Here is an 11,979-nt window from a genome sequence, read left to right as displayed (position 1 = left end):
TCGCCGAGACGGCGGCGGTGGATGGGACGCGCAGTCAGTCCGGAATGAGCTCGGGATTGGCGTCGGCGATGAGTTCCTCGCGGTCCTCCACCACGATGAAGCCGTTCGCGATGGCGGCGTCGGCCGCGCTGCGATAGTGCTTCTCGTACTCCTCGCGGGTTCCGTATCGAGCCGCGAGTATGTCGCCGTCGACCGGGGACGTCGACCCGAACAACAGGCAGATCCGCGACACCGGTTCTCGCACGATCCCACTCAGCACCTGGGTGGGTGCATCGACGCACGGTGTGCGGACACCGCCGAGGACATTGCCGATGTCGTCGAGCTCGAACTCCGGCTCGGCCGCCGAGGCAGTGCGCAGCTGCAACGGCTCGGCGACCGGAGGCGGATCACCGCCCTCGGACCATGCGCGCAGGTGTCGTAACGCTGCACGCAGCACGAACCGCTGCTGGCCCCGGTTCACCGGATCGGGGCAACCGAGGAACTCCTCGAAATCACCGACCTGGTGGAGATCGGCGTGCGCGGTACCGGCGATCTCCCACACCCGCAGGCGTTCGGTGTCCGGCTGGCGGACGACGTGGTAGCCGAAGTTGGTGAGCACATCGGTCTCGGTCTGGACGACGAAGACGGGTGAGTCGAGATCGGTTCGCAGAGTGGTGGGTTCACCGCTGAAGACGGTTCCCACGTCGATGCCGCTGCCGACCTCGCCCGCGGGCAGTCCGGCAGCGGCACGGCTGTGGATGAGGTATCCGTCGAACACCCCGAGTGCCGCGCCGACGGTGTTGACGTATGTGGTCAGCGCCATCGCCGACTGGGATTCACCGACTGCGAGCACGGTCTTCACCAGGAGTCCGGCGAGCGGGTGACCTTCCGTGGTGGTGTCGCGCATCGCGCGGCCGACCGTGGCGAAGATGTCGTAGCAGTACGCATCACCCGGATGGCTCAGTCCGCCATAGCGTTCGGGGTCCTTCGCGGCGAGACTCTGCGGCTCACCGGTCGCGACGCCGACCGAGCCGGCACCACCCTCGATGCCGACGTACTGCGCGGACACGCCGAGCCACGCGTACCCGGACCGTACGAGTTCGGCTGCGACATAGGAATACTCCGGGGCGGCGTCGTTGCCGCTGCTGACGTTCAGCCATTCGACGACGACACACCCGTTGAACGCGGCGGCGTCGGTGGGACGACGTACGACGATACGGGTGGTGAACTCGGCGGGCGGTGTGTGCCCGTCGCCGACGAGCCGCTCGGCGGTTCCCGACGCGGCGTACTCGGTCTCGGTGTAACCGGCGGCCGCGAGGTCGGGCAGCGGCGAGGCGCTCAGCAACGAGCACCCTTTGCCGCCGCTCAGGACGCGGAAACCGATGTGCGCGTTCATCGTTGCTGCTTCCGGTGTTTCTTGATCACCTCGCCGAACATGAAATGCATCTTCGTGCCCAACGGCCAGCCCACGTAATAGCACAGGAACAGGCTGATCTCCTCGAGCTGTTCGGGCGTGAGCTCACCGTTACCGAGGGCGGCACCCGCCTGGATCTCGGCGACGTCGATCTGTCCGGAGGCGGCGAGTGCCCCGAACAGCAGCAGTCGGCGGTCGCGGTTGCTGAGGCCCTCGCGCGACCAGACGTTGCCGAACACCTGGTCGGCGGTGTGGGCGAAGTAGTCGCCGGGGCCGTCGCTCATCTCCCAGCCGTAGACCTCGGACATCTTCTCCAGGGCGCGCTTACGTACCTCGCCGGGTGCGTCGTCGGAGATGTTGGATCGGGTCATGCGGATTCTCCTTCGAGATGGGGGACGCCGAGTCCGGGGGCAAGCTCACGCAGGGCGAGCCGGCCCAGGGGGAGATCGACCCCGAGCTCGTCTCCCAGCGCGAGGGCGAGAGACAGGTCCTTCTCGCCCAGGGTACGGACGCCGGTGAAGATGCCGTACCAGGGATCATCGGGGTCGAGTGTTGCCGTGCTCTCGCGCAGCATGATCGCGCCGGCACCGCCGGTGACGGCGTCGGTGTGACGAACGACCTTGCCCAGCTTGGTGATGTCGATCCCGGCGGCCTCGGCGAGTCGGGCGGCCTCGGTGGTGGCCGTGAACGAGATGAAGTGGAGCAGGTTACGGGCGAGCTTCATCTTGGTGCCCGCCCCGACGTCCGGTCCGGCATGGACCAGCATGTCCGCGGTGAGCGCGAACGGCTCCTTCAACTTCTCGTACGACTCACGCGGACCGCCGACCATGATCGCCAGCCGGCCCGACGCCGCGCCCATCGCACCGCCGGAGATCGGGGCGTCGAGCAGGACGACGCCGCGTGCCTCGCACTGTCGGGCCAGGTCCACCGCGGTGTCCGGCCCGATCGTCGAGTGCACGGTGATGATGGTGCCCGGGCGGGCCGCCGCGAGGAGCCCGTCGGGCCCGGCCACCACCGACCGGACCTGCTCGTCGTTCAACACGCAGACGCCGATGATGTCGGTGGCCGCGGCGAGATCGGCGAGCGAGTCCGCTGCCGCCGCTCCCTTGCCGACGACCTTCGCGATCGCCTCGGCCGACAGGTCGAAGACGGTCAGGCCACCGGCCCAGGCGGCCAGGCTGCCGGCCATCGGACCGCCGATGTTCCCGAGGCCGACATAGCCCAGGCGCACATCGCTCATGACCGGATGACCTGACCGCCGTCGACGTTGAAGATCTGGCCGGTGATCCAGCCGGCCTCGTCCGAGAGCAGGAACAGGCACATGCCGACGAGGTCCTCCGGGGTGCCGAATCGTTTGAGCGGCAACCGGTTCACGATGTCGGCGACCATCTCCTTGGGAGTGGTCGTACGGGTGGCCTCGGTGTCAATGGGGCCCGGGGCGATGGCGTTGACGCGGATGTTCTGACCGCCGAGTTCGGTGGCGAGCTGCTGGGTCAGGCCGTTGACCCCGACCTTGGCCAGACCGTAGAAGCCGCTGTACAGCCATGCGGCGGTGGAGGACTGGTTGACGATGGCGCCGCCGCCGTTGGTCATGTGCGGGTACACGGCGCGGGTGACGTTGAGTGCGCCGTCGAGGTTCACGCTCATGAACTTCTTGTAGTAGTCCCACGGGACGGTGATGAGGAAGTCGAGTTTCATGCCGCCGTAGATCGCGGCGTTGTTGACCAGGCCGTCGATGGAGCCGTAGGCGTCGACGGTGGCCTTCGCGAGCGCCTTGGCCGACTCCTCGTCGGCGACGTCGGTGCTGACATAGAGCCCACCGATGTCGGTGGCGACCTGCTTGCCCTTCTCGTCGGCGAGATCGGCGACGACGACATTGGCGCCCTCGCCGGCCAGCGCGCGGGCGTAGGCCTCACCGATACCGCCGGCGGCGCCGGTCACGATGATGGTCTTGTTCTCGAAACGTCCTGAACTCATTGTCCTGCTTTCTGTGTGGATTGTGTGGGTGGCCCCGTCGTGCCGGCCCTTCGTGTCGGGCCCGTCGCGAGCTCCTGGGAGCAGGGGGTCACGCCGGGCGCGCGACGGCCTTGGTCTCCAGGTACTCCTCGAACCCGGCGACACCCATCTCGCGACCGATGCCGGACTGTTTGAAGCCGCCGAACGGTACGTCGGCCGAGTACCAGATGCCGCCGTTGATGCCCATGGTGCCGGTGCGAACCCCGTTGACCACCTTGTTGATCCGATCTTCGTCGGTGCCATAGACCATGCCGGACAGGCCGTATGGGGAGTCGTTGGCGATGTCGATGGCGTCGTCGTCGCCGTCGTGGGCGATGATCACCAGCACCGGACCGAAGATCTCTTCCTGCGCGACCCGTGCCGAGTTGTCCAGGCCGGAGATGAGTGTCGGTTCGACGAAGAACCCGGCGGCCTTGTCCGCCGGCCGGCCGCCGCCGATCTCGATGGTGCCGCCCTCCTGCTGCGCGAGTTCGATGTAGGACTCGATGCGCTGGCGCTGTCGCGCGGAGATCACCGGACCGCAGATGGTGCCGCTGTCGGTGGGATCACCCGCGGGCAGACCCGCCAACGCATCGCGTGTGGCGGCGATCGCCTCGTCGAGCTTCTCGCGCGGGACCACCAGGCGGGTGGTGATGGCACAGCCCTGACCGGCATGGGTAACGACGTTGAAAGCGGCCATCGCGCAGGCAGATCCGATGTCGGCGTCGTCGAGCACGATGAAGGCCGACTTGCCGCCGAGTTCGAGGAACACCTTCTTCAGTGTTTCCGCGGCGGCGACCATCACCTTCTTGCCGGTCGCGGTGGAGCCGGTGAAGGAGACCAGGTCGACGCGCGGGTCGGTGCTCAGTTGCGCACCGAGTTCGTGGTCGGTGGAGGTGACGACGTTGAGAACACCGGGCGGGAAGTCGGTCTCCTCGGCGACGACCTTGCCGACGAGCGCCGCGCACCACGGGGTGTCCGGGGCGGGTTTGAGGACGACGGTGCAGCCGGCCGCGAGTGCCGGGCCGATCTTGGCGAAGTTGATCTGGTGCGGGAAGTTCCACGGGGTGATCGCGCCGACGACGCCGATGGCCTCCGACCGCAGCTCGCGGTGGTTCTTGATCCCCATGGGCTTGGCCTTGCCGAGGTCGCGACTCCACTCGTAGCTCTCGGCGAGGTCGGCGAAGTACCCGAGATCGGTCACCGGACCCTCGAACTGCGGGCCGTGGGTGAGGAACGACGGGCAGCCGACCTCGGCGATGGTGAGTTCGCGGAACTCGTCGGCGTGCGCGAGCAGCGCGTCGCGCAGTTGACGCAGGCAGTGCGCACGGAAGGCGTGGTCACGGGACCAGTCGGTGGTGTCGAAGGCGTTGCGGGCTGCGGTGATCGCGGCGTCCATGTCGGCGGCGGTGGCATCGGCTGCCTGCCCGATGACCTCCTCTGTCGCCGGGTTGACGACGTCGAAGACCCCGCCGCTGCCTGGGGTGAGTTTGCCGTCGATCAGCAGATCAGAGGCGGATGCGGGACGAAGGGTCATGAGGTGGAACTCCATCTGGACAGGTGTCTGGACTCGCGTTCAAACCTAGTGTAGCGTGGCTCACATGTCCAGCCCCGTGTCTCAGGAATCCACTCGCCGGCGCTTGACCCAGCAGCAGGCCGAAACGGTCACCCGGCTCACCGATGCCGCGGTCGACGTCCTGAACGCCGAGGGGTTCGACGGGCTGACCGTCCGTTCGGTGGCCAAGATCGCCGGCGTCGCGCCCGCCACCGCATACACCTATTTCTCGTCGAAGAGCCACCTCGTCGCCGAGGTGTTCTGGCGCCGCCTCTCGAACGGCGTCACCGAACCGGACCGGACCGCGCCGATCGCCGAACGCGTCGCGCAGGTACTGCGTGAGGTTGCGCTCGTGGTGGCGGGGGAGGGGCAGCTCGGCGGCGCGGTCACCGTGGCGCTGCTGGGTACCGACCCCGACGTCGAACACCTCCGCGTACGGATCGGCGCCTTCATCCGCCGGCGTCTCGCGGCGGCACTGGAAGAGGATCCGGAGAACCCCGGACCCCTGCTCGACGCCCTGGAGATGATCTACGCCGGCGGCCTGGTCTACGCCGGCATGGGGCACATGACCTACGAGCAGACCTCCGAACGCCTTGTCGCAGCCGCACATCTACTGATGGAGAAGTGATGACCGAAACGACATCGGTGTCGGGGATGGAGCAGCAGCTCCCCTTCGACCCGTATGCCTATGACTTTCACGAGGATCCGTATCCCACCTACCTGCGGCTCCGGTCGGAGTCGCCGGTGTACTTCAACGCGGAGCGGGATTTCTGGGCGCTCGCGAGCCATGCGGACGTCCGCGCGGGATTCCGTGACACCCAACGCCTCTCGAACAGCTGGGGCGTCTCGATGGACCCCTCGGCCTACGGTCCCGACGCGCACAAGTCGATGTCGTTCCTGGCCATGGACGATCCCAAGCACATGCGCATCCGCAAGCTGGTGTCCAAGGGGTTCACCCCGCGCCGGGTCAACGAACTCACCGGCCGCATCACCGCGCTGACGCACCAGCACTGGAGCAAGTGCCTGGACATGGGCGAATTCGACTACGTCCATGATTTCGCCGCGCTTCTGCCGATGGACGTGGTCTCGGAACTGCTCGGCGTTCCCGGAGCCGACCGCGGCCGGCTCCGCCACCAGTCCGATCTTCTCCTCCATCGCGAGGACGGGGACCTCGACCTGCCCGAGGCGGCGGTCTACGCCTACATCGAACTGCACAAATACTATTCGGAACTGATCGCCGACCGTCGGAAGAATCCCGGCGAGGACCTGGTCTCGGCGCTGATCGAAGCCGAGATCGACGACGACGAGACCGGCGAGAAGATCAGGCTCACCGAGGACGAGATCGTCGGCTTCATGGTCCTGATGGTCGTCGCCGGAAACGAGACCACCACCAAACTGCTTGCGAATGCGCTGTATTGGGGCTGGCGGAATCCCGACGAGATGGCCAAGGTGTTCGACGACCCCGAACTCGTGGTGCCGCAGTGGACCGAGGAGACGCTGCGTTACGACAACTCCACCCAGATCGTGGTGCGCCGGGTCATCGAGGATGCGCCCTACGGCGACTTCGTGATCCCCGCCGGGGATCGGGTCCTTCTGCTCGTCGGCTCCGCGAACCGCGACGAAGAGGTGTTCGGTCCGGACGCCGACCGGTATCTGATCGGGCGGGACAACGGCCAGGCGCTGATGAGTTTCGGTCTCGGCGCGCACTTCTGCCTCGGTGCGCACCTCGCGCGGCTCGAGGCCAACATCGGGCTCGGTGAGGTCGTGAGGTCGATCCGCTCCGTCGACATCGACATGGACAAGGCGGTGCGTGTGCACTCGGTCAACGTGCGCGGCTTCGCCGAGCTCCCGGTGAAGGTGACGGTGCGCTGATGGCTTTTCGTCCCCACCCCGAGCGTCGTCCGGTCCTCGTCGCGGGAGCATCGTCGGGCATCGGCGCCGCGACCGCTGAATACCTCTCCGCAGCAGGCTATCCCGTGGCTCTGGCGGCCCGCCGTGTGGAGAAACTGCAGGAACTGGCCGACAAGATCACCACCGCCGGCGGTGAAGCCGTCGCCGTGCCCCTCGACGTCACCGACGGACAGTCGGTCATCGACTGCATCGCCAAGGCGCAAGCCGCCCTCGGCGAACTCGAGATCGTGATCGCCGGTGCCGGCGATCTGGCCGTGGGGCTCTCCTACGAGACGAGTCCGGACCAGTTCGCCGATCAGGTCAACATCCACCTCACCGGCGCATATCGTATCTACCGTGCGGTGATCGGCGGCATGATCGACCGTGCGCGTGGCGATTTCGTGTTCATCGGGTCCGACGTGGCGATCCACCCCCGACCGTGGTCGTCGGCATATGTGGCGGCGAAGTCGGGTATCGACGGACTGGTCACCACCATCCAGCTCGAACTCGAGGGCACCGGCGTCCGCGCCGGTGTGGTCCGTCCGGGTCAGACACTGACCGGCATGGGGATGAACCTCGACCCCGAGACCACCGAACACATGCTCAACGACTGGATCAAGCACGGGCTGGCCCGGCACGGCAACTTCCTCTCACCCGAACACATCGCGCAGGCGGTCGCGGCCATGGTCACCATGCCGCGGGGCGCCCACATGCGATCGGTCGAGGTGGAGGCCGAGGGTGCGGTCTCGAAACAACCACGACAGGCAACACAGGAGAAGGGGACGGACTGATGACCGCCATCAGCGAATCAGGTCTGAAGCAACCGAATCGCGTCTCGGGTGGTGAGGGCGAACACGGACACCTCGACGAACTGGCCGGCGACCCCATCTCCCTGTTCTGGCGCGTGCGCGAGGAATGTGGCGACGTGGGCATGTTCCAGCTCGCCGACCGCGAGGTGGTGCTGGTATCGGGTGCGGCCGCCAACGAGGAGTTCTTCCGCGCGCCGGAAGAGGACCTCGACCAGGCCGCGGCCTACCCGTTCATGACCCCGGTGTTCGGTGAGGGCGTCGTCTTCGACACGAGTCCCGAGGAACGCTCCAAGGCGATCCACAACTCGGCGCTCAAGGGCTCCCACATGAAGCAGCACGCGGTGACGATCCCCAACGAAGCCGAGCGCATCATCGCCGAGTGGGGTGACGAAGGTGAGATCGACCTGCTCGACTTCTTCTCCGAGCTGACGCTGTACACCTCGTCGGCGTGCCTCATCGGACGAAAGTTCCGTGAGCGGTTGAACGGTCACATCGCGCACCTCTTCCACGACCTGGAGAAGGGGACCGACCCCATCGCCTACGTGGACTACAACGCCGACATCGAGAGCTTCCGCAAGCGCGACGAGGCGCGTGCCGAACTGGTGGAGTTCATCCAGGGGGTGATGGACGAGCGGATCGCGAATCCGACCGAGAACAAAGAAGATCGTGACCTGATGGACGTGCTGGTCCAGGTCGGCTTCGACGCCAACACGATCACCGGCATGTTCATCTCGATGATGTTCGCCGGGCACCACACGACGTCGGGCACCGCGGCGTGGACCCTCATCGAGCTCCTGCGCAATCCGGAGTACATGGCTCGCGTGTACGGCGAACTCGACGAGATCTACGGCGAGACGCCGGCCGGTGAACGGCCCGAGTACACCTTCGCGCACACCAGGCAGATGCCGCAGCTCGAGAACGCGCTCAAGGAGGCACTGCGGCTGCACCCGCCGCTGATCGTACTGATGCGCGTGGTGCAGAAGGACTTCCACGTGGAGGACTACCTGGTGAAGGCCGGGCAGTCGATCGCGGTCTCGCCCGCGGTCTCCAACCGGTTGCCGGAGGACTTCCCGGGCGCCGACACCTTCGATCCGGATCGTTACGAGAAGCCCCGTCAAGAGGATCTGGTCAACCGGTGGACATGGATTCCGTTCGGCGCCGGCCGGCACCGTTGCGTCGGTGCGCAGTTCGCGATCATGCAGCTCAAGGCGATCTTCTCGGTGCTCTTCCAGAACTACGAGTTCGAGATGCTCCAGCCCTCGGAGACCTACCGCAACGACCATTCCAAGATGGTCGTGCAGCTGCAGCAACCGTGCCGGGTCGCCTACCGCAAGCGGCAGGCACGCTGATGCGCGTCGAGGTCGACCTGGATCTGTGCCAGGGGCATGGCATGTGCGAGCTGGAGGCCCCCGACGTCTTCGCCGCGCGGATGGACCATGTGGAGATCCTCGACGCCGACCCAGACGAATCCCGGCGCGCCGAGGTCGAGGCCGCTGTGCAGTACTGCCCGACGCAGGCGCTGCGCATCGTCGAAGACCCGAACCCCTGACCGAACCCCCCAGCCCACATCAACGACGAGTGAAGGTGACAGACATGGCTTTTGATCGTGCCGAACTGGAAGAGATGAAGCAGCGCTGGCTCGACGCCAACATCGAGGCGGAGAAGGCCGGCGACTGGAAGCCGCTGGCGCAGTTCTACACCGAGGACGCCACCTACGGATGGAACTACGGTCCCAAGAAGGACTTCATGGCCGTCGGCCGCGACGAGATCCGCGACCTCGCACTCGGGCAGGAGATGGAGGGTCTCGAGGGTTGGGAGTACCCGTACCAGAACTGGGTGATCGACGACCGGACCGGCGACATGATCGGCTTGTGGAAGCAGGTCTACGAGGGCACCCGTGAGGACGGCTCCCACTACGCACTCGAGGGCATCCAGGGCAGCTGGTTCAAGTACGGCGGGAACTTCCAGTTCTCCTGGCAGCGAGACTTCTTCGACTACGGCAACGTGTCCGCGCTGTTCATCGAGATGATGCAGAAGAACGCGATGAGCGAGGGGATGCTCAAGCGGGTCGAGAAGTCGGCGCCGGGAAACCTGCCGGGGTGGTACGACTTCGGCAAGGCGCCCGTACCCTTCTGGTGATCTGACATGACTTCCACAGCCCCGACCTATGAAGGTCTGAGTCAGGACCAGCTCGCCGTGCTGGTGCCCGAACTTCTGCTGTCCGGGCAGATGATCGACCGCAGCGGCATGGCGCATCTCATCAGTGCCTTCGGGCGTGATGTGATGGGCACGATCGCCATCGAAGAGTGGATGGCCGCGAGTCCGGTGTACACACACCGGGTCCGGACCGCGCTCGGCATCGACGGCGACGGCGTCGAGGACATGTTCAAGTGCCTGCAACTCGACATCGGTGCGCCCCCACAGTTCATGGACTTCCGGTACCGGGTCGACGACAAGTACCACGGCTCGTTCGTTCTCGACCATTGCGGCGCGCTGCTCGACGTCGAGCCCCTCGGCGACGACTACGTCACCACCATGTGTCACGACATCGAGGACCCCACCTTCGACGCCACTGCCATCGCGACCAACCGCCGCGCCAGGATCCGGCCGGTGCATCGTCCGCCGCGTCGGCCTGCCGACCGGAAACCGCACTGCGAGTGGACGGTCACCATCGAACCGGACCGCGACGAACTGCCACTGCCACCGGACGCCGAGAAGATGTTCGCCACGCGGGCGGGACAGATCGAGCTCTCGGCCATCGATCCCTCGGCGACCGATGGATGGGTCGATTACCGCGGGCCGCTCGTGGAGGACCTGCAGTTCGTCGAATGGTCGTCGTCGGCGCTGGTGCGGATCTCCGAAGAGGTTGCGCTGCAACATCAGTTGCTGTCGCTGGGATTCCTCCTCAGCTTGCGGAGGTACGCCGAGACCGACGAACAGGTCGTCGAGATCTTCCGCAAACAGCTCATCGGCATCGCCGGCCTGGCCGCCGATCGTCTCCGGGCCGCGCTGGACCTGACCGCCGACGCGGCCGGTCTCGCCGATGTGCTGGCGGTGCATCCCTGTTTCGGCCCGCAGCGCTACACCGGGGTGACCGCGGCGGCCGACGGCGACAGCGTCGTCGTCCGCATACCGCGGGATTCCGACGCGATGGCCGACGGTGGCTGGATGTCGATCATCGACGCCGATCACCTCGAACCGCTCCAGGCGGCCGCGACGGCGGTGAACCCCCACCTGTCCGTCGAGGGCGCCACCGAGGTCGACGGTGCGCTGGAGGTTCGGATCGCGACTTCGGAGACTGCGCGGCGGGAGTCCGGCGAGGTCGCCATCGCCCGCTTCAGCGGCGGTGCGAGCTTCGAGTTCGTCGACCGCGGACGCTCGATCCCGATCACGCCGGTGAGCAGTTCGGCGTGACGACAGGGCGGGGCTGGTCACCCGGCGGCGCCGGCCTCGGCGGCCGGGTGGCCGTGGTCGCCGGTTCGACGCGCGGCATCGGCCTCGCGGTGGCCTACGCCCTGTCGGGACAGGGGGTCTCGGTGGTGGTGAACGGCCGCGACAAGGCTGCCGTCGACGACACCGTGACCGAGATCCGTGGCGGTGGCGGTTACGCGGTCGGGGTGTGCGGGTCGGCCGGCGACGACGGTGTCGCCCAGACGATGGTCGACGTCGCGCTCGAAGAGTTCGGTGCCCTGGACATCGCCATCAACTGCGCGGGAATCGCCGAGCCCCCGGGATCGACTGTCCTGACCATCGCGCCCGAGGACTTCCGCGCGCAGGTCGACGCACACCTGATGAGTGCGTTCCATCTGGTGCAGGCGTCCGGGCGGATCTTCGCCGAACAGCGTGCCGGGTCGATCGTGCTGACCGGTTCGGCAGCATCACTCGGCATGTTCGGGGGCAGCGGCTATCCCGCGGCCAAGGGCGGCGTCAACGCGCTGGCACTGGCCGCCGCCGCAGATCTCCGCGACGACGGTGTCCGGGTGAATGTGGTGATGCCCGGCGCGAAATCGCGGTTGTCGACCGGCGAGGACTACATCGCCCACATCGAAGGTCTGCACCGCCGGGGAATCCTCGACGACCTCACCCGCGACGCGGCGCTCGACCCGGCGCCACCGGAGTACGTGGCGCCGCTGTACGTATTCCTCGCCGGCGACGCAGCCGAACACATCACCGGCAACATCTTCAGCGCCGCAGGCGGTTTCATCGGACGGTTCGAATCGCAGCAGGCGAGCTTCGTCGCCTACCGCGACCACAAGGACACCTCGCCCTACAGTCTCGCAGAACTGGCCGACATCCTGGCGTGACGCCCGGTCAGGTACGGGAAGCCCTGGTGACCT

General features: G+C 66.8%; 13 protein-coding genes. 8 read left to right on the top strand and 5 right to left on the bottom strand.

The features are described 5' to 3' along the window. Window positions 1-34: 34 nt before the first annotated feature. From H1R19_RS18190 to H1R19_RS18170, 5 genes are all read right to left on the bottom strand, one after another. Window positions 35-1,375, bottom strand: a complete 1,341-nt coding sequence (locus H1R19_RS18190) for an alpha/beta hydrolase domain-containing protein (protein WP_188328790.1) — start codon at window positions 1,373-1,375, stop codon at window positions 35-37. Beyond that, the gene (locus tag H1R19_RS18185) at window positions 1,372-1,764 is read right to left on the bottom strand and encodes a carboxymuconolactone decarboxylase family protein (protein WP_188328789.1); all 393 of its coding nucleotides are present in this window, start codon (window positions 1,762-1,764) and stop codon (window positions 1,372-1,374) included. The genes H1R19_RS18190 and H1R19_RS18185 overlap by 4 nt, the downstream gene beginning before the upstream one ends. Next, window positions 1,761-2,633 carry an NAD(P)-dependent oxidoreductase gene (locus H1R19_RS18180; protein ID WP_219849737.1) on the bottom strand — a complete coding sequence of 291 codons (873 nt, stop codon included), beginning with the start codon at window positions 2,631-2,633 and terminating at the stop codon, window positions 1,761-1,763. Before H1R19_RS18180 ends, H1R19_RS18185 begins: the two co-directional genes overlap by 4 nt. Continuing rightward, entirely contained in the window at window positions 2,630-3,370 is a 741-nt protein-coding gene (locus H1R19_RS18175; RefSeq protein ID WP_188328787.1) for an SDR family oxidoreductase, read from the bottom strand. Before H1R19_RS18175 ends, H1R19_RS18180 begins: the two co-directional genes overlap by 4 nt. 88 nt (window positions 3,371-3,458) lie before the next feature. Then, the gene (locus H1R19_RS18170) at window positions 3,459-4,925 is read right to left on the bottom strand and encodes an aldehyde dehydrogenase (RefSeq protein WP_219849736.1); all 1,467 of its coding nucleotides are present in this window, start codon (window positions 4,923-4,925) and stop codon (window positions 3,459-3,461) included. A 64-nt stretch (window positions 4,926-4,989) separates the two neighbouring features. Between H1R19_RS18170 and H1R19_RS18165 the strand changes: the two genes are divergently transcribed. Genes H1R19_RS18165 through H1R19_RS18130 form a run of 8 tightly spaced genes read left to right on the top strand, consistent with a single transcriptional unit; the run spans window position 4,990 to window position 11,946 of the window. Then, the gene (locus H1R19_RS18165; protein WP_188328785.1) at window positions 4,990-5,571 is read left to right on the top strand and encodes a TetR/AcrR family transcriptional regulator; all 582 of its coding nucleotides are present in this window, start codon (window positions 4,990-4,992) and stop codon (window positions 5,569-5,571) included. Further along, window positions 5,571-6,815 (top strand): cytochrome P450, encoded by a 1,245-nt coding sequence (locus tag H1R19_RS18160; RefSeq protein WP_219849735.1) that lies wholly within the window; start codon window positions 5,571-5,573, stop codon window positions 6,813-6,815. Before H1R19_RS18165 ends, H1R19_RS18160 begins: the two co-directional genes overlap by 1 nt. Beyond that, complete coding sequence (locus tag H1R19_RS18155) at window positions 6,815-7,624, top strand: SDR family oxidoreductase (protein WP_188328783.1); 810 nt, start codon at window positions 6,815-6,817, stop codon at window positions 7,622-7,624. The genes H1R19_RS18160 and H1R19_RS18155 overlap by 1 nt, the downstream gene beginning before the upstream one ends. Further along, complete coding sequence (locus H1R19_RS18150; protein WP_188328782.1) at window positions 7,624-8,991, top strand: cytochrome P450; 1,368 nt, start codon at window positions 7,624-7,626, stop codon at window positions 8,989-8,991. Before H1R19_RS18155 ends, H1R19_RS18150 begins: the two co-directional genes overlap by 1 nt. Beyond that, window positions 8,991-9,191 (top strand): ferredoxin, encoded by a 201-nt coding sequence (locus H1R19_RS18145; RefSeq protein ID WP_188328781.1) that lies wholly within the window; start codon window positions 8,991-8,993, stop codon window positions 9,189-9,191. Before H1R19_RS18150 ends, H1R19_RS18145 begins: the two co-directional genes overlap by 1 nt. A gap of 44 nt (window positions 9,192-9,235) precedes the next feature. Then, on the top strand, window positions 9,236-9,781 hold the full coding sequence (locus tag H1R19_RS18140; RefSeq protein ID WP_188328780.1) for a Cif family virulence factor: 546 nt from the start codon (window positions 9,236-9,238) through the stop codon (window positions 9,779-9,781). A 6-nt stretch (window positions 9,782-9,787) separates the two neighbouring features. Beyond that, entirely contained in the window at window positions 9,788-11,056 is a 1,269-nt protein-coding gene (locus H1R19_RS18135) for a hypothetical protein (protein WP_188328779.1), read from the top strand. Then, entirely contained in the window at window positions 11,053-11,946 is an 894-nt protein-coding gene (locus H1R19_RS18130; RefSeq protein ID WP_219849734.1) for an SDR family NAD(P)-dependent oxidoreductase, read from the top strand. Before H1R19_RS18135 ends, H1R19_RS18130 begins: the two co-directional genes overlap by 4 nt. Window positions 11,947-11,979: the final 33 nt, after the last annotated feature.

Origin of the sequence: Gordonia jinghuaiqii (assembly GCF_014041935.1) — a bacterium.
In the GTDB taxonomy this organism is placed as follows: domain Bacteria; phylum Actinomycetota; class Actinomycetes; order Mycobacteriales; family Mycobacteriaceae; genus Gordonia; species Gordonia jinghuaiqii.
The sequence above is the reverse complement of the archived record's forward strand: the minus strand, read 5'-3'. Positions and strand labels throughout refer to the sequence as shown.

Excerpts from the sequence above, each read along its gene's own strand:
- H1R19_RS18135 (WP_188328779.1), top strand. The coding sequence starts at position 9,788 with ATGACTTCCACAGCCCCGACCTATGAAGGTCTGAGTCAGGACCAGCTC.
- H1R19_RS18170 (WP_219849736.1), bottom strand. The coding sequence starts at position 4,925 with ATGACCCTTCGTCCCGCATCCGCCTCTGATCTGCTGATCGACGGCAAA.
- H1R19_RS18145 (WP_188328781.1), top strand. The coding sequence starts at position 8,991 with ATGCGCGTCGAGGTCGACCTGGATCTGTGCCAGGGGCATGGCATGTGC.
- H1R19_RS18175 (WP_188328787.1), bottom strand. The coding sequence starts at position 3,370 with ATGAGTTCAGGACGTTTCGAGAACAAGACCATCATCGTGACCGGCGCC.
- H1R19_RS18165 (WP_188328785.1), top strand. The coding sequence starts at position 4,990 with ATGTCCAGCCCCGTGTCTCAGGAATCCACTCGCCGGCGCTTGACCCAG.
- H1R19_RS18150 (WP_188328782.1), top strand. The coding sequence starts at position 7,624 with ATGACCGCCATCAGCGAATCAGGTCTGAAGCAACCGAATCGCGTCTCG.
- H1R19_RS18160 (WP_219849735.1), top strand. The coding sequence starts at position 5,571 with ATGACCGAAACGACATCGGTGTCGGGGATGGAGCAGCAGCTCCCCTTC.
- H1R19_RS18180 (WP_219849737.1), bottom strand. The coding sequence starts at position 2,633 with ATGAGCGATGTGCGCCTGGGCTATGTCGGCCTCGGGAACATCGGCGGT.
- H1R19_RS18190 (WP_188328790.1), bottom strand. The coding sequence starts at position 1,375 with ATGAACGCGCACATCGGTTTCCGCGTCCTGAGCGGCGGCAAAGGGTGC.
- H1R19_RS18155 (WP_188328783.1), top strand. The coding sequence starts at position 6,815 with ATGGCTTTTCGTCCCCACCCCGAGCGTCGTCCGGTCCTCGTCGCGGGA.
- H1R19_RS18140 (WP_188328780.1), top strand. The coding sequence starts at position 9,236 with ATGGCTTTTGATCGTGCCGAACTGGAAGAGATGAAGCAGCGCTGGCTC.
- H1R19_RS18185 (WP_188328789.1), bottom strand. The coding sequence starts at position 1,764 with ATGACCCGATCCAACATCTCCGACGACGCACCCGGCGAGGTACGTAAG.